We start from the raw sequence: 16,266 nt of genomic DNA, 5'->3' as shown, positions 1-16,266 counted from the left end.
GAGAGAGTAGAGCACAAATGCAGCACTGTGGGCGGAGCGCCGTCTCCGCCCACAGTGAACTTTTTCGAGGAACACAGCTCATGCGAAACAGCCTGGAACGGAGCAGTGAAGCAGCAATGGAAATCCCTTTTTCATTTTCACAGTACGCCTACCCGCTGAATCCGAGTGCGACATTGACGTTCACGTTGGAGGAAGCGCAGGAAGTGTCACTGAAAATCTACAACAACTACGGCCAGGTCATCCATACGATCTATGATCATAAAATGATGAAGCCAGGCTATCACGAGTTGAAACTCTATGGCGAAACCTTCCCCTCAGGGGGATGCTACGCCCGCCTGCACACGAAGCATGGCGTACAACAGAGAACGCTGGTGATGAATACGGACTCAGACAGCTCAATGGTGGGCTAGGAAAGAGAAACGTACGGTACAAGAGATACGTACGAGGAGAGAAGCCCTTCCGCTAAGCAGCGGAAGGGTTTTTTTGTAGCTGCACTTTTCGGGGAATGAGAGATTGTTATATTATTGGCAGGGACCACGGCTTTTCCTGCCAAATAGGGTGTATCCATGACCGATTCCGCCGATATCCTTGTCGTCGACGATGAAGAACTGATTCTCTTCGTCCTCAAACACCTGCTGAAAGTCCACGGGTTTACTGTTCACACAGCGACGCGTGGGGAGGAGGCCATCGATATGGTCGCCTCGAGGCGGCCCGACCTTGTCATACTCGATATTCGCATGCCGGGGATCGATGGCTTTGAAGTGCTCAAACGCCTTCATGAGGTGGATGCTTCACTACCGGTCATCCTCATGACAGCACTTTCCAGTGTGCGCGATGCTGTCGATGGTATCAAGGCCGGTGCGTTCGACTATGTCGCTAAGCCATTCGATAACGACGAAATGGTGAAAACGATTCGCAGGGCTCTCGCCTATGCAGCAGGAATGCCGCTTCCCGAGAAAGAGGTCGAGGAAGAACTGCATCCGCTCCTGGCGGACCTTTCACAGGCGGAGGAGCTACAGGCGCTTGCCCGATCGGTGCAGCGCATCGCGCGCGCAGGTGAGCCCTGCCTGCTGACAGGTGAACTGGGTTGCGGAAAACGCCGTCTTGCACGTCTGATGCACGAGGTCAGTGAGCGTCAGGGTGAGATGCTGGTCGTTGAATGTGCCGGAGCGACGGAATCCCTGCTGCAGGCGGAGTTGTATGGTGGGGGACGCGCGACGGGACCGTCACGTGCAGGGAAATTTGAGCGATTGCGGGATGGGACACTGTTTTTCGATGAAATCCTGGAAATGCCGCAATCCCTGCAGGAACGGCTCGCACGCGACATTGAACGCGATGGATACGCCCATCCGGCCACGGGTGCCTGGCTGAAGCTCGGCGCAGCCGTGATCTGCAGTTCGTCACAGCCTATTGAGGAAGTGCATGATGGACTCGTCCCGGAGCTCCTCGCCATTTTCGAAGCACGCGTACTTCATTTGCCACCTCTGCGTGAACGCCTGGTGGATATCCCTGTACTCGCTCAGGAGTTCATTGAGGAGTCTGCCAGGGAATTCGACAGACCTGCACCTGAAATCACGGAGGCGGCCCTCGACGCGCTGCGCAAGGAAGAATGGCAGGGAAATGTGCATCAGCTGAAGGCCACAATACGACGGGCCGTGCTCATCGCGGCCGAAAGTATCGAGGCCAGGCATGTCGAGATCCGGTCGCTCCGGGATGTGATGCCGGCCCTGAACATGCCGCCGATCACGGTCAAACGCACGCCTCTCAGAAATCAGGTCCGGGAACATGTTGCCCGCGTCGAGAGGGATATGATACTCGATATCCTCAAACGCACGGACTGGAACAAGGCAAGAGCCTCACGTATCCTGGGCATCACCTATAAAACCATGCTGAAAAAGGTAAGCGAATATCATCTCGATGAGCGCTATCTCTGATATCCTTCCATCGCATGAAAAACGGCGTCTGCCATTGTCCTGTTGCATGCCTTCACACATTGAACATACCAGCTATTTCGACAGCTCCAACGCCGCCGCGACGGTGCTCGATCTTCTGCCGCAGGCGATTCTGCTGCTCTCCATGAAAGGAACGGTGCAGTACATAAATCCTGCAGCGTGTGCGCTTTGTCAGCGCGAAGCTTCGGTGCTGATTGACCAGGAACTCCTTTCGCTGCCCGTATTCCCTGAAGCCTTCCGCATTCCCATGCTGCAGCGGCTCCGTGAGCAGGTGAGCTGGGAAGGTGACAGCGAGCGCATGTTCCCGAAGGGCGACCTGCGGGTAGTCCATGCCGTATGGCTGCGGCGTGACGGACTCCCCTTCGATGCACACTGGCTGGTGATGGAACAGGATATCACCCAACAGCGCCTGCTGGAGGAGGAACTCCGGCAGGAACGCAGCATGGCGCGCATTGGCGAACGCAGTGAAGGCTTGGCGCACCGTTTACGCGATCCGCTCTCCTATGCGGTCTCGGCCGCGCAGCTGCTCGAAGATCCCCGTATCGCGGATGATGTCAGGGCGCAGTGCGTGCAGACGATTTCAACCGGACTGCACAGGGCGGGCCGTATCGTTGATGACTTGCTGTCTCTGGGGAAAGCACAGCAATCCGGCTCAAACCCTCCCGAATCCTGAACCCATTTGCAGTATAAGGTGTTTACAGTCCATACGATGGCAGGATTTTGCATTCCTTGCCATCCTTGCTGATCTTGCAGTTTGCATTTTGTGACAAAGGAGAAATAATGGCACAGGCGAATTTTAATGAGCAGGACGTTCTCGACGCGTTGCGCACGGTGACTGCTCCGTACATGAGCATGGATGTCGTTGCGGCAGACATGATTCGTGATCTTACCATCAGCGGTGAAGAACTTCGTTTTACACTTGATATGAAAATCCCGCCCCGTTTTGCGCGTCCCGGGCTCGAAGAGGAGGTACGAAAAACCCTCGCAGAGGCTCTCCCAGCAGCGAAGGTGACGATGGACACGACCGTGACCATCCCGGATTCCGGAGATGCCATGAAAAACAGCGTGCTCCCCGGTGTGAAAAATACCATCGCTGTTTCAAGTGGAAAGGGCGGTGTTGGAAAATCGACTGTCGCTGTGAACCTCGCGGTCGCCCTGGCAAAATCCGGAGCACGCGTGGGACTCATCGATGCAGATATCTACGGTCCCAGCATTCCGCTCATGATGAACGCAAAAACACAGCCCCGTGCGTACAAGGACAACGGGAAAACTCGTTTGCTGCCGACAGAGGCGTACGGTGTGCAGCTGATGTCCATCGGCTTCCTCATTGATCAGGAAGACGCACTTATCTGGCGTGGCCCCATGGCCAGCGGCGCGCTCAAGCAGTTCCTCACCGACGTCGATTGGGGTGAGCTCGACTACCTGCTGTTCGACATGCCTCCCGGAACGGGGGATATTCAGCTCACGCTTTCGCAGTCGCTTCCACTGTCAGGCGCGGTCATCGTCACGACGCCGCAGGATATTGCACTGGCCGATGCGCGCAAGGGTTTCCGCATGTTCGACAAAGTGTCCGTTCCCATCCTCGGTATCGTCGAGAACATGAGCTATTACATCTGCTCGCACTGCGGTGAACGCGAAGAGATTTTCGCCAATGGAGGTGGTAAACGCACCGCAACCGAACTCGGCGTCCCCTTCCTCGGGGAAATCCCCATCACCACGAAGGTCCGCGTGGGTGGCGACGAAGGTGTCCCCATCGTCGAACTCGAACCGGAATCCGATGTCACCAACAGTTTCATCGATGTAGCGTTGACGCTCGCGGGCGGGATTTCCCAGAAGAATCTTTCCTCGCCCGGTGCTCCATCCATCGACATTTCCCTTGGCTAGGATGGAACCGATTATCCCGAATATCGACGATGCCCGCAGCGTCATCCTCAAGGCGCTGGAAAGCGTTCGCCCCTATTTGCAGGAGGACGGAGGCGATATCGAACTCGTCTCCGTCCATCCTGACGGTATCGTGGAAGTGCGCTTCCTCGGCGAATGCGCAACCTGCTCTCTGGCGATCATGACCCTGCGCGCCGGTGTCGAGCGCGCATTGATGCTGGCCCTCCCGGAAATCCGGCGCATAGAACTCGCCTGATTCCTTTCTGTTCTTGCCCCCTGCATATTTCTTTTGCAATTTACGTGGCAGCATGCTGCGCATCTGGCAGCTCATTACCACGTCGCTTTCTCCAACAGGTTCATTATGTCGGCGAGTCGCACATCACTCGTATTTGGCATCATGGGGAATATCTCCAAAACGCATGCCGTCGAGGCCATCGAACGCGTCACAGCTTTCCTTCTCGAGCGCAGTATTCCCTTCATCATCGAAGAGGGGATACCTGTGCGTCCCTCCCCGCAGGGAGGGGACAGCGCCCTCTGGAGCGTGGCCGACAGGGATGCCGTGGCGGAGCAGGCGGATATTGTCATCAATTTCGGCGGAGACGGGACGCTGCTGGCAACCGTGCAGCATACGCTGATCCCGGAAACACCCGTGCTCGGCGTCAATCTCGGGAAGCTCGGCTTCCTTTCCGACCTCGGTGTCGACGAGGTCTTCTGGGCCATCGAACAGATTCTCGAAGGCAAATACAGTATCGAAGAACGCATGACCATCACCGGATATATCGCTGATGGTGATACGCGCTTCCATGCCCTGAATGATATTGTTCTGGCGAAAAGCGGCTCCACCAAGGTTATCACCGTCGAAGCGGTGGTGGATGGCGATCTGCTTGCGACGTTTATCGCTGATGGACTCATTGTCTCAACACCCACCGGGTCGACGGCGTATTCGCTGGCGACCGGGGGACCCGTCGTCGTGCCCTCAAGCGGTGTCATTATCATCAGTCCCATCAGCGCCCATACGCTGACGGCGCGTCCCGTGATTGTCTCCGGCGACAGCCATATTCATGTGCATGCCTGGTCGGAGGACGGCAGCGTCATGGTGATGGCTGACGGACGCTATCAGCGTGAAGATATTCCTTCGGTCGAGGTCGATATTTCACGCGGGGACCATGCCGTCGCTCTGGTAAAGGGAATGGGACCACAGTATTTCGAGACCCTGCGCAGGAAACTCAGCTGGGCGCAGGACGGCAGATTCAACGGTATGTCATCGGCCACACATCATCCAGAGGAACCGCAACGATGAAGAAGGCAAGTTTTTTCCGCGCTATGTTCATCACGGGGGTTCTGGGCGTGCTGCTCGCTGCTCCCATATTTGCGCAGGACGAGGAGCCGGTGCTGACCGGCCCGTTGGAGATCCCGGATCTGCTCGAACTCCCCGGATGGTTCGGTGATGATTTTGTTTCCTACACACCGGATCCGCAGTATACCGGAGAGCTTTCCAACTATATGACGGATGTATCGATCATATGCGTCCTGGGCACATGGTGCTCGGACAGCAAACGTGAAGTGCCGCGTCTTCTCCGCATCCTGCAGGTCGCCGGCATCACACCTGAAAAGCTGCAGATGATCGGGGTGGACAGGGAAAAGAAAAGTCCGGGCGGGGAAGCAGCGCCATACCATATCACGCATGTACCGACGTTCGTATTTCTGCGAGACGGGAAAGAAATAGGACGCATCGTCGAAGAGCCGCTGGCGACGCTGGAGAGGGATATGATGGGAATTCTCATGGTGAGCCAGAACGGCGAATAAGCCCGTCACCATGCTGTTGACAACAGCATTCCGGCCCGTTCCTTCCTTGTGTTTGAGGCCATGCATGTGTAATTTCATGTAATCGGTCCGATGCGTCGGAAACGATACCTCTGAGTCAATCCCCGAGACTGCCCATCACAGGAGCGCAATCAATCAGCTCGTTATCATATTTCCATCGTTTGTTCATTTAGGAGACTTGTATGGCTGAGACGAAACATGTTCCGTTCGTCCCCGCGGACACGGATATGAAGGAGTTTACGCTACGCGCGTTGCTCATCGGTCTCGTCCTCGCCGTCGTTCTGGGTGCTGCCAATGCCTATCTCGGCCTCAAGGCCGGTATGACCATTGCAGCAACGTACCCTGCGGCGGTTATCGGCATGGCAATACTCAAAGCCATGAAAGGGACGATTCTCGAAGAGAATATCGCACGTACCGTCGGTTCCATCGGTGAGTCCGTCGCCGCAGGTGCGATTTTCACGCTTCCTGCATTCTTCGTCGCCGGCATCTGGCCGGAATTTTTCACGACGTCGAACTACATCACCTCCACGCTGATTCTGATCGCAGGCGGCGTGCTGGGTATCATGTTTGTCGCATTGCTGCGCCGCGTGATGGTTGAGGATCCGGAGCTGCCGTATCCTGAGTCCGTCGCTGCAGCCGAAATCCACAAGGCCGGCCGCGGTGGCGGCGGTGGCTCGAAGTTCCTCTTCGGCGCCATGATCGGTGGTGGACTCGTAAAGGCCGCCGGCGAATTCAAGCTGTTCCTGCCCCTGTGGGAACGCTTCATCGGCTTTGCCAAGCAGACAATTACAGGTACCAAATTCACCGGACAGGGTGGAATGGTCCTGACCTCATTCAAGATCAGTCCCGCCTACGTCGGTGTCGGGTATATCATCGGTCCGCGCCTCGCCTCCCTGAACTTTTCAGGCGGTATCATGGCATGGGGACTGTTGACGCCCATCATTCTTTATTTCATTGCCCCTTATCTCGACATCGCCGGTATGGCAACGGCCATGATGTCCGCTGATCCGTCACTCTCGCAGTCGGCGGCCATGGACAAGGCATGGATCAACACCGCGTATGATGTCTGGAAATTCATCGTGCGTCCCATCGCCATCGGTGGTATGCTCGTCGGTGCAGGCTACACGCTCTTTATGATGCGCAAGAGCCTGACCGCCGGTATCGCGCGTTCGATCAGCGACGTCAAGAAAGCCGCAGCAGGCCACGTTGTCGATATCGAACGCACGGAGAAAGATATTCCGTTTACCTGGACGCTGATCGGAATCGCCGGCGTTGCCGTTGCGACCTTCCTGATTGCGTTCTACCTGTTCAACACCACGTTCATCATCGCCTTTGTCGCAGCGACGGTCATGATCATCCTGGCCTTCTTCTTCGCTGCAGTATCCGGTTACCTTGTCGGTATCATGGGTTCGAGTAACAACCCGATCAGCGGACTCACGCTGACAGCCCTGGTTGTGACTGCACTCATCATGGTCATCCTCGGTGCCGAAGAGACGCAGGGCGTCGCCGCCGTGCTCGGTGTCGCAGCCATTGTCTGCGTCGCAGCAGCCGTTGCGGGTGAGATGCTTCAGGATCTCAAGGCCGGTCATATCCTCGGTGGTACCCCCTGGAAGATGCAGATCGGTGATATCATCGGTGTCGTGCTTGCCGGTATCGTCATGTTTGGCGTCCTGGTGTTCCTCAACAACGGCGATATCGCAAATGGTCTCCGTGAAGGATACACCGGTGGCTTCGGCAGCCGCGAGCTTCCCGCTCCGCAGGCAAGCCTCATGGCAATTCTCTCCCGCGGTATCGTGGAGCAGCAGATGGCCTGGCCGCTGATTATCGTCGGTATGCTCATGGGCGTCGCCTTCATCCTCATGCAGGTGAAGAGCCCGATGCTCGTCAGCGTCGGTATGTACCTCCCGCTCGAAACCACATTCGCCATCTTCCTTGGCGGTCTCATCAAGGGACTCGTCGACATGGGTAAGAAGAAAATGAAGGCGACTTCGGGACAGGAGGCCCGCATCGACAATGTCGGTGTTCTGTTGGCGTCCGGTCTTATTGCCGGTGAGGCCCTTATCGGTCTCGTCTTTGCCGGCTTCGCCGCGTTCGAAATGTTCCCGGGTGCCGTGTTCGACAACCCGTCCTTCATCGTAAGCCTCGTGATCATGGCCATCATTGGCTGGGTGCTTGTGCGCCTGCCGCTGAAAAATGCCGGATCACCTGACGAACCTGCACCTCCCGCAGCACAGTGATCGCGATGAATGACGCGAACCGTCACTGACGGCAACGCTCATGAGGCCGGCCTTCTTGCGAGGGCCGGCCTCTTTTTGTTTTGCCGACGGATGACTACCTTTTATTTTCCTGTCGTCTCACGGCAGCACTTCACCGAAGCAGGGTTTGTTCCATCGATGTTTTTTAATTCCAAAAAGCCGCAGCTCAACCTTCTTGAACTCGTTCCACGCCGTGTGCAGGAATTCGATGTGGACGATGAGGGCATGGTCACCGTTCGTGTCAAGCGCTTCAAATACGACTGGATGGCCGTGGCCTTCCTTCCGAAGCGCAAAAGCGCATATATCCACACAAAGCTTGATGCGTTTGGATCCCATGTCTGGCTCGCCTGTGACGGCAATTCCAATGTTCATACTATTTCTGAAAGTCTGCTGCAGGCCTTCGGAGAAGAAATCGAACCCGTGCATGATCGCCTCAAGCTCTTTATTCAACAGCTGACGCATCGCGGTTTCATCGTCATGCAGCATGCGGACGGAACACCCGTTCGTAAATAGCCTTCCATCATTTCTCAGCAGGAAAGAACCCGGTATGAAGCAGATATCACCTTCGACGCGCTGGATCGTTCTTATTCTGGTCAGCATCGTCATCGCCGCGAATTATTACGTGTACGATGCCATGTCGTCGATCAAATCCGTCATGCAGGCGGAACTCGGATTTTCGAATGTCGACTACGGCCTGATCGTTTCCTTCTATTCCTTTCCGAACACCTTCCTGCTGATGGCCATTTTCGGTGGTATCATCCTCGACAAATGGGGGATACGAAAAACCGGTTTCCTGTTCGTTGCATTCTGCGCCATCGGTGCGGTGGTGACCGCCTACGGCGCGACAGAGCATTTTCAGAACGGCGGCATCGGCTTTGGCGTGATGGACGCATTTCTCCCTTCATACTCTCCGCAGCTGAAAATGATGATGTTCGGCCGGCTGCTGTTCGGACTCGGGGCGGAAACGAGCATTGTCGTGATCAACAAGATCATGGTGAAGTGGTTCAAGGGCAAGGAACTCGCTACGGCATTCGCCGTAAACGTTGCCATCGCACGGCTCGGCACGGCATTCGCCCTCATCCTCTCCCCGGTGCTTATCGATTCGGAATACGGCTGGACCTTCGCACTGTGGATTGCAGCGGTGCTGATGGGTGTCGGACTCGTCTTCTTTATCATCTACATGGTGTTCGACAGCAGCATAAGCAAGGGCGAGGAAAAACAGTCACTGATCGATGCGGATGAAGAGTTCCACGTGCGCGATATCACCGCACTGTTGAAAAACAGATCCTACATCTATGTCATCCTCCTTTGCGTCACATTCTACTCGGCCGTCTTCCCGTTCCAGGCATACTGTCCTGACCTCCTGCACAACAAGTTCGGTCTGAGCATCGATACCAGCGGTACGCTGACAAGCCTCATCATCTGGGGTACCATCGTCTTCACACCGCTGTTCGGCATGTTTGTCGATAAACGCGGGAAACGTGCCAGCCTCATGCTGCTCGGTTCCTTCCTGCTTGTCATCGTACACCTCACACTCTCCCTGACCTCTGTGACCCCGTATATTCCGATGTTCGTTCTCGGTATCGCGTTCTCACTCGTCCCTGCTGCCATGTGGCCTTCCGTCGCTCTCATTGTCGATGAACGCCGCATCGGTACCGCCTACGGCATCATGGCCTCGCTGCAGAATCTCGGCCTCTGGGCCTTCCCGATTCTCGCCGGCTACATCCTCGACAAAACCAATCCCGGCATCACCGAAGACATGATCGCCCAGGGCGCGACGTATGACTACACGTGGACCGTCCTCATGTTCGCAATCCTCGGCGTTGTCGGTCTCCTCTTCGCATGGCTTCTCAAACGCGAGGACGCTGGCTCAAAAGGCTTCGGCCTCGAACTCGGAACCACGCGCTAGCACCATTCACGGAGAACGGATTGTTTTCGCGCACGCACCCACGAAATCGTTCCGTCCCCCAGGAGAACGGATTGTTTCCGGTTGCTGATCCCGTATTTGATCATCTGAAATGAGGAGGGGGCAGAAACGACGCTTCTCTCCCAAACGGGAAAACAATCCGTTGTATTCGGGCCGTCAGTGTAACGGAACAATCCGTTATACTCGCGCCGCCTGTTTTCTGAGGAAATCTTTTATGCGGGGGATGTCTGCAAACGGAGTATCAATCCGATCGTTTCAGGATAAGCATCGTAATGTCGTCGGATTGCGCGGCGCCTTCAGTAAATGCGAGCACTTCATCACGGATGCGATGCAACGTGTCTTTGGCGGACAGGCTGCGGCAGTCCTGCACAAGCGCTTTCAACCGTTCATCACTGAATTCTTCCATCTCACGTGACATCGCTTCGTTGACGCCATCGGTAAAAGTGACGATCATGTCATCACCCTGCAGGGAGAGCTTGTTGGATTCATACGGTGGCGTGGTCCCCATGATGCCGAGGATGAGTCCACCTTCATTCAGTTCATCACATTGCGCTTCGCCGGTCAGAAAGTAGGGGGGATTATGTCCGGCATTCACATACTCGAATGTATGTGCATTCGTATCGAGTATGCCCCAGAAAAACGTGATGAATTTATCCGCACTGGTATTTGAATAGATCAGGCTGTTGATACGTGCCGTCGCTTCCGGAAGCGGGAGGCGCAGGGGGGCGATGGTGCGCAGGGCTGCCTGCACGTTCGCCATGAGCAGGGAGGCGGGAACGCCCTTGCCGGCGACATCACCGATGGCGAGCACATATTCATGGTCTGAAACTGCGAGCACATCGTAGTAATCACCGCCGACCTGCTGCGATGATTCATTGATGGCTGCGAGCTGATATCCGGCGAGTGTGGGAATTTCCTTCGGGAGAAGGCCTTTCTGAATGGACTTCGCGACGCTTAATTCCTTCTCGAGACGCTGCTTTTCAATCGTATCCTTCACGAGCCTCGCGTTTTCGAGAGCCGAGATGGTAATATTTGCCAGTGCGTGCAGATACTCGAGTTCGAGTGTGTCGAAACGTCCTCCGCCGACGCGTTCACCCAGGCAGAGCATGCCACGCGGGGTGTTCTGGGAAAGCATCGGGATGATCGTATGCACGCCGACATCCGCCAGCAGTTGTTCAGCGGAGTTCTCCGGGTGACGGCGTTCCGAGAAAACAACGGTCTCACGCAGGTCCGAAAGCTCTGCGATGCGTTCGCCGTCGCAGTCGAAGTCCGGCATTTTGGTGAGCACCGGTTGCAGCTTCTCGCCATCGGATGTGTAGACGATGTAGCGCATCACGCGAAGCTGGCCCATAAGCGCATAACTCATGATACGGAGGATGGCGTCAGGATCGAAGGTGGTGTTCATCTCCCGGCTGATCTCAAACAGCGTGTTCATTTCCTGCACTTTGCTGTCGAGGCGGCGATTCACCACACGCAGTTCCTCGATGGTCAGGGCGCTTTTTACCGCTGTCGCGGCCACCGCGGCAACGGATTCGAGAAAAGTGATGTCGGCGGAGAGCAGTTCCTGTCCCGTGATTTTTTTCCCCAGTCCGACAATTCCCACCATATGTTCCTCCAGCAGCATGGGAATAAGCAGCTCGAGCCCGGAATCCTCTGCGAATGCGGCGAAATCCCGTATTGCGGCGTTGGAAGAGGATTGCAGCTCTCCAACATGCTGCACATGATCCCAAGCGACAGGGAGCGTGAAATGATCACGTCCCTCCCGCTTCCCGATTCCCTTGACGGAGCGAAGATGGTATTCCTGTTCGCCCTTTTCGACGAATATCATCCCGCGGGATACGAGCAGCTTTCCCATGCATGAGAGAAGGATATTGCCGAGAATGAAATCGAGATCCGTCGCTGCATTCAGTATGGTACTGAGTTCAAGAAGAGCTGCGCTGTCGGAAATGATATCCTGTGCAGTATGGGTGTTTTCCGGTGCCATTCGCGGAGGTTCATCTTTGAAGGTTGAGACAGGTGGAATATACAAAAAAAGCCCGATCATCGGGCGTTTCCACGTTCTCACTGCCGCACGATGCGGTCAGGAGGGAAGATACTTTACCAGACGTATGGAATTCTTTTCCCCGACCATCTGACCGTATTCAACTTCGTCCATCAGCTTTTTCATCAGTACGATGCCCAATCCACCGTGCCGCAGCTTCTTGAAGTATTCTTTCATGTCGGGGGCGGTGTAGCGGCTGCTGTCGAAGGAAATACCGCTGTCAAAAATATCCACGATAAACTTGGTTTTCCCGTCAGTTTTGAGTGTGCTCAGTCGAATTTCGATGATACCGTCGGGATTGTACTTGTAGGCGTGCTTGATGATGTTGGTGCAGGCTTCGTCGATGGCCAGTTCAATCTGGCCGACTTCATCGTCCTGGAAGCCGAGGCGCAGCGCGGCATCGGAGACGAATGTGCGCATGTCCGCCAGTAGTTCGGTTCGGCTCTGAATGCGCAGCGATTCTACACTATGTTTGTTCGTGGATGTCAAGCGGTTACATGATTCCTGTAATGACGTTTCCCTCTGTGACGTATTACGAAAGATTTTCCGATTTGTTCAGAAATTTCTTCACAGCGTCATCTTCCTGATCGAAGATTTCGTACAGCATCGGAAATCCGAGGAGATCAAACACGTTGTAGACCCTGCTGGACATATTCGAGAGCTTTATGTCGCCATCGTTGCTTCTCACGTCTTCGATGAACTGCATGAGTACACCGAGTCCTGCACTGCTGATGTATGACAGCTCGGAAAAATTGACCACGATGTTGTAACGGTCACCTTCCAGTTCCGTTTGGAAGGCTTTTTCCAGCTCCGGAGCAGTGTGGGCATCGAGATACCCTCGCAGATCGAGAACGGAGATGGTATCCCGTTGACGGACACCTACCGAGAATTCACTCATACCTTGCTCCTCAATTCCGGATAAATCTTTTTCAATTTAAATTTTTTTCCTGCCAATCAAAGTGTGTTTTTCCAGCGAAGTACAAGAACCGTGACGTCGTCGTCGGCTTCCTGTTTCCCGCTGAAATTCTGGACGCGCTCGAGAATAGAGGTCAGAATCTCCTGTGCCGAATGATCGCGATGCTCGAGCACACAGTCCGCAAGCCGCTGATACTCGAATTCCTCGTCGTTGCGGTCACGCGTTTCCGTCACACCGTCTGAATACATGACAACGATGTCGTTGGCGGCGAGGCGCAGTGTCTCTTCCTCGAGCGACTCCGCAAACCGCGGTGTGGGATCCAATCCCAGGGCCATACCTTCGGGACGAAGGTAGGCAGCGCGGTTGTCACGGACATGCAGCAACGGACAGTGTCCAGCACGTGCAAACGTCAGGAGTCCTTCTTCGGTATGCAGTACCGCATAGAGAAGACTGATGAACGATTTCCGCTCCATGCCATTGCACAGAGGCCCATTCATACGAATGAGGATGTCCCTGGTTGAAGCACTGACGCCGCTAAGTGATTGAAATATACCCTTTACCTGTGCCATGTACAAGGCGGCAGACACGCCTTTGCCGGAGACGTCCCCGACCAGGAGTCCGAGCCGATTGTCGTCGAATGACAGCACATCATAGTAATCACCGCCAACTTCATAGGCAGGAATCGAGTGCGCCGCGATTTCAAATCGCGGGGAGGAAGGCAGATCCTGCGGAAGGAGACTGCGCTGCATTTCATGCGCCACCTGCAGCTCACGCACCATACGCTCCTTCTGAATGGATTCCCGTATGAGTGAGCTGTTCTCCAGCGCAACCGATACCATATCAGCAAAGGCATAGAGCACATTCATGATGTCGCGATCGAATTCGTATGCCTTGCGCTTTGTCACGCAGAGCAGTCCGATGATCTCGCCATGTCTGCTCAGCGGCGCAATCAGAAGCGTACCGATGTCACGCAGGCTGCGCGCTTCCGCGCTGACGCGCCGGTCCCCGTGAAAGTCCTGAATCAGCACGGGATTGGCGGTTTCGAAGGCCAGGGACTGCAGCGGGCTGCCGTCGTTGCGCCGCAGTTTTGCGATGGATTCCGGATCGATGTTTTTAAGGGAATTCCGCAGAATGGTGGTTTCCCGGCTGCGCACGGCGTCACCCGTTGTCCCGCTTTTTGCATTTCCGGCAAGGGGACGGGTAAGTGCTTCGTCTGACAGCAGCTCCAGCCACGCGGCATCACCTTCGCTCACTTCCAGTGCCAGATGCGTCGTGGTGGCGACGAGTTCGTCGAAGTCGAATACCTGCGTAATCAGCCGGCTCATGTTCTGCAGGGAGGAGAGCTCAACCTGTTTGCGGTCGAATTCCTTCGCCGTCGGCAGATGCAGCAAGGTGCTGGTGAAGCCGATTCCCATGTAAATCGCCCCGAAAATGAAGCAGAGTTCGACGAACTGCTGCAGCATGGGGTGATAATAGAGCAGGGATTTGTTCAGCGCTTCATTGCCGCTCGCATATATCGAAAGGATGATGAAAAAGACAAATCCAACGAGGGAAAGCAGAAGATTGATGATCTTTTCCCGCCGCGTAAGGGACAGTATCCACGAGAAACGGAAGGCGTTGACGATCATCATCATGATGGTGATGGCGAGGAGAATGCCGCTGAGCGCTGAAATACCGCCCAGTCCGACACCGTTCGGACTCCCGAGGAACTCGAAAATGATGGTAAGTCCGCCGAGCACGAGCAGGATGATGAAGTTCCGTTTCGTCTTCTGCCGGCGCTTGACGAAGATCAGCCTTGTCAGCGAGGCGAAGACGATAACCGACGCAATGGCTCCGATACCCGAAATTACTGCCGCAACGACCAGCGTGCTGTACGATGCGGGTTGCACAACGCCGCGAATTGACTGGAAATCCGTCATTGCCGAAAGCTGCACGATCCCTATAATCAGCAGGTAGATGGTAATCGCAATAACAGTGCGTCCGATCAACTGCACAGCGGAGTTTTCATGATCGCTGCTGAGCCGGAAATACGCATATCCGAGTGAAAGCAGCATGATGAGCACAAGGAAGGTGTGGAAAATATCACCTTCCGGGGCTCCACCGGACGACAGCGTGCGCTGGACAATGATGTAGATAAAGTCCAGTACAAACGCGATGGCGGCGGTCAGAAAAAATATGCGCTGTTTGAGTTTCATCAGGCTGCTTGCAATTCCCGGAAGTCCTCAGTTTCGGGACATACTTCTCCTTACGTAAAAGCTCTTTCCGGGTTGCATCAATATACGATTTCACCACACCACACAGAAGTGCAGGATTGCTGGCACAGCTACCGAAGGAAGCTGATCGAGAGGTGCCAAAGATACGGAAGAGCATGACGTGCAATGGCGGCGCGTCCACTTCTTTGCTATTTTACCGTATTGTGTCAGAGCATCGGATGCAGCAGATGCCCAAGCCTCTTGTCGAGGTCAAGGACGTAAAAAAATGGTTCCCCGTACGGCGCGGCTTGCTGCGCAGTTCCGTAGAACATGTGCACGCCGTCGATGGCGTGACGTTCTGCATTGAGAAAGGTGAAGTTCTCGGTCTCGTTGGAGAATCCGGCTGCGGGAAAAGCACCCTGGGACGCATACTGCTGCATCTGCTGCTTCCCACCTCCGGGAGTGTAATGTTTGACGGTCAGGAGGTTAGCGCCCTGCGGCGCAAGAATCTGCGCCAGCTGCGAAAAAACATGCAGATGGTGTTTCAGGACCCATATTCTTCGCTGAACCCGAGAATGACGGTGGGCTCGGTACTGCGCGAGGTGCTGCATGTGCATGAACTCGCCGATCGTGAGGAAATGCCGGCACGCATTGACGCTCTGCTGGAAATGGTCGGACTCAACAGTTTCCATGCGCGCAGGTATCCGCATGAATTCAGCAGTGGACAGCGTCAGCGCATCGGTATTGCCCGGGCGCTTGCCGTTGAGCCGCAGTTCCTTGTCTGTGATGAACCGGTCTCTGCGCTGGACGTCTCTATCCAGGCTCAGATTCTGAACCTGTTGCAGGATTTGAAGGACGCGCTCAACCTGACGTACCTGTTCATATCGCATGACCTTGCGGTGGTGCGGCACATTGCCGACCGTATCGCAGTGATGTACCTGGGACGCCTTGTGGAAATCGGCAATGTTGAGGATGTGCTGCATCATTCGAAACACCCGTACACCGAGGCGCTGCTTTCGGCCGCGCCGCATCCGGACCCGGATTACCATCGGCGCACACCGCTGATCGGTTCGGATGTACCGAGTCCGATCAACATGCCCTCCGGCTGTCCCTTCCACACCCGTTGTCCCGAGGTGTTCGACGATTGCCGACATACGGTACCGCAGCTCGGGAACCTGCCCGGCGGTCAGCGCGTAGCCTGTCTCAAATACGCCTGTTCCCGTCCATCGGCCACTGCCCATGCTGCATCCGCAAACGAGATATCAACAACCTGATCTA

The 16,266-nt window shown here is 55.3% G+C and carries 15 protein-coding genes; 11 read left to right on the top strand and 4 right to left on the bottom strand.

Annotated elements, in window-relative coordinates:
- Positions 1 to 80: 80 nt before the first annotated feature.
- The 10 genes from KQI65_12605 (at position 81) to KQI65_12560 (ending at position 9,821) form a co-directional block, all read left to right on the top strand.
- Positions 81 to 410, top strand: coding sequence for a hypothetical protein (locus KQI65_12605; GenBank protein ID MCB2205576.1), 330 nt, complete (start codon positions 81 to 83; stop codon positions 408 to 410).
- A gap of 156 nt (positions 411 to 566) precedes the next feature.
- Positions 567 to 1,934 carry a sigma-54 dependent transcriptional regulator gene (locus tag KQI65_12600; GenBank protein MCB2205575.1) on the top strand — a complete coding sequence of 456 codons (1,368 nt, stop codon included), beginning with the start codon at positions 567 to 569 and terminating at the stop codon, positions 1,932 to 1,934.
- A gap of 46 nt (positions 1,935 to 1,980) precedes the next feature.
- The gene (locus KQI65_12595) at positions 1,981 to 2,625 is read left to right on the top strand and encodes a hypothetical protein (GenBank protein ID MCB2205574.1); all 645 of its coding nucleotides are present in this window, start codon (positions 1,981 to 1,983) and stop codon (positions 2,623 to 2,625) included.
- A 107-nt stretch (positions 2,626 to 2,732) separates the two neighbouring features.
- The gene (gene apbC / locus KQI65_12590) at positions 2,733 to 3,836 is read left to right on the top strand and encodes an iron-sulfur cluster carrier protein ApbC (GenBank protein ID MCB2205573.1); all 1,104 of its coding nucleotides are present in this window, start codon (positions 2,733 to 2,735) and stop codon (positions 3,834 to 3,836) included.
- Position 3,837: 1 nt separating this feature from the next.
- Complete coding sequence (locus KQI65_12585) at positions 3,838 to 4,089, top strand: NifU family protein (GenBank protein ID MCB2205572.1); 252 nt, start codon at positions 3,838 to 3,840, stop codon at positions 4,087 to 4,089.
- 105 nt (positions 4,090 to 4,194) lie between these two features.
- Positions 4,195 to 5,133: an NAD(+)/NADH kinase gene (locus KQI65_12580; GenBank protein ID MCB2205571.1), complete on the top strand. Its 939-nt coding sequence runs from the start codon at positions 4,195 to 4,197 to the stop codon at positions 5,131 to 5,133.
- A complete protein-coding gene (locus KQI65_12575; protein MCB2205570.1) occupies positions 5,130 to 5,639 on the top strand; it encodes a thioredoxin in 510 nt (169 codons plus the stop codon). Before KQI65_12580 ends, KQI65_12575 begins: the two co-directional genes overlap by 4 nt.
- A gap of 200 nt (positions 5,640 to 5,839) precedes the next feature.
- Positions 5,840 to 7,894: an oligopeptide transporter, OPT family gene (locus KQI65_12570; protein MCB2205569.1), complete on the top strand. Its 2,055-nt coding sequence runs from the start codon at positions 5,840 to 5,842 to the stop codon at positions 7,892 to 7,894.
- A 90-nt stretch (positions 7,895 to 7,984) separates the two neighbouring features.
- Positions 7,985 to 8,425, top strand: coding sequence for a PqqD family protein (locus tag KQI65_12565; protein MCB2205568.1), 441 nt, complete (start codon positions 7,985 to 7,987; stop codon positions 8,423 to 8,425).
- Between the two features lie 34 nt (positions 8,426 to 8,459).
- Entirely contained in the window at positions 8,460 to 9,821 is a 1,362-nt protein-coding gene (locus tag KQI65_12560; protein ID MCB2205567.1) for an MFS transporter, read from the top strand.
- A gap of 259 nt (positions 9,822 to 10,080) precedes the next feature.
- Here the strand turns inward: KQI65_12560 and KQI65_12555 are convergent, their stop codons facing one another.
- The 4 genes from KQI65_12555 to KQI65_12540 all read right to left on the bottom strand — a co-directional run bounded on the left by KQI65_12555 (position 10,081) and on the right by KQI65_12540 (position 14,991).
- Entirely contained in the window at positions 10,081 to 11,823 is a 1,743-nt protein-coding gene (locus KQI65_12555) for a SpoIIE family protein phosphatase (GenBank protein ID MCB2205566.1), read from the bottom strand.
- Positions 11,824 to 11,919: 96 nt separating this feature from the next.
- Complete coding sequence (locus KQI65_12550) at positions 11,920 to 12,300, bottom strand: ATP-binding protein (protein MCB2205565.1); 381 nt, start codon at positions 12,298 to 12,300, stop codon at positions 11,920 to 11,922.
- A 112-nt stretch (positions 12,301 to 12,412) separates the two neighbouring features.
- Positions 12,413 to 12,778 carry an STAS domain-containing protein gene (locus KQI65_12545; protein ID MCB2205564.1) on the bottom strand — a complete coding sequence of 122 codons (366 nt, stop codon included), beginning with the start codon at positions 12,776 to 12,778 and terminating at the stop codon, positions 12,413 to 12,415.
- A gap of 56 nt (positions 12,779 to 12,834) precedes the next feature.
- Complete coding sequence (locus KQI65_12540; protein ID MCB2205563.1) at positions 12,835 to 14,991, bottom strand: SpoIIE family protein phosphatase; 2,157 nt, start codon at positions 14,989 to 14,991, stop codon at positions 12,835 to 12,837.
- 245 nt (positions 14,992 to 15,236) lie between these two features.
- On the opposite strand from KQI65_12540, the gene KQI65_12535 reads away from it, so the two are divergent.
- Entirely contained in the window at positions 15,237 to 16,262 is a 1,026-nt protein-coding gene (locus KQI65_12535; protein ID MCB2205562.1) for an ATP-binding cassette domain-containing protein, read from the top strand.
- The last annotated feature ends 4 nt before the right edge of the window (positions 16,263 to 16,266 follow it).

It is taken from the genome of bacterium (assembly GCA_020444325.1).
GTDB lineage: Bacteria > Bacteroidota > Ignavibacteria > SZUA-365 > SZUA-365 > BM516.
The sequence above is the reverse complement of the archived record's forward strand: the minus strand, read 5'-3'. Positions and strand labels throughout refer to the sequence as shown.

Coding starts and splice junctions, on each gene's coding strand:
- KQI65_12605 (MCB2205576.1), top strand. CDS start 81: ATGCGAAACAGCCTGGAACGGAGCAGTGAAGCAGCAATGGAAATCCCT.
- KQI65_12600 (MCB2205575.1), top strand. CDS start 567: ATGACCGATTCCGCCGATATCCTTGTCGTCGACGATGAAGAACTGATT.
- KQI65_12595 (MCB2205574.1), top strand. CDS start 1,981: ATGCCTTCACACATTGAACATACCAGCTATTTCGACAGCTCCAACGCC.
- apbC (MCB2205573.1), top strand. CDS start 2,733: ATGGCACAGGCGAATTTTAATGAGCAGGACGTTCTCGACGCGTTGCGC.
- KQI65_12585 (MCB2205572.1), top strand. CDS start 3,838: ATGGAACCGATTATCCCGAATATCGACGATGCCCGCAGCGTCATCCTC.
- KQI65_12580 (MCB2205571.1), top strand. CDS start 4,195: ATGTCGGCGAGTCGCACATCACTCGTATTTGGCATCATGGGGAATATC.
- KQI65_12575 (MCB2205570.1), top strand. CDS start 5,130: ATGAAGAAGGCAAGTTTTTTCCGCGCTATGTTCATCACGGGGGTTCTG.
- KQI65_12570 (MCB2205569.1), top strand. CDS start 5,840: ATGGCTGAGACGAAACATGTTCCGTTCGTCCCCGCGGACACGGATATG.
- KQI65_12565 (MCB2205568.1), top strand. CDS start 7,985: ATGACTACCTTTTATTTTCCTGTCGTCTCACGGCAGCACTTCACCGAA.
- KQI65_12560 (MCB2205567.1), top strand. CDS start 8,460: ATGAAGCAGATATCACCTTCGACGCGCTGGATCGTTCTTATTCTGGTC.
- KQI65_12555 (MCB2205566.1), bottom strand. CDS start 11,823: ATGGCACCGGAAAACACCCATACTGCACAGGATATCATTTCCGACAGC.
- KQI65_12550 (MCB2205565.1), bottom strand. CDS start 12,300: ATGCGCACATTCGTCTCCGATGCCGCGCTGCGCCTCGGCTTCCAGGAC.
- KQI65_12545 (MCB2205564.1), bottom strand. CDS start 12,778: ATGAGTGAATTCTCGGTAGGTGTCCGTCAACGGGATACCATCTCCGTT.
- KQI65_12540 (MCB2205563.1), bottom strand. CDS start 14,991: ATGAAACTCAAACAGCGCATATTTTTTCTGACCGCCGCCATCGCGTTT.
- KQI65_12535 (MCB2205562.1), top strand. CDS start 15,237: ATGCCCAAGCCTCTTGTCGAGGTCAAGGACGTAAAAAAATGGTTCCCC.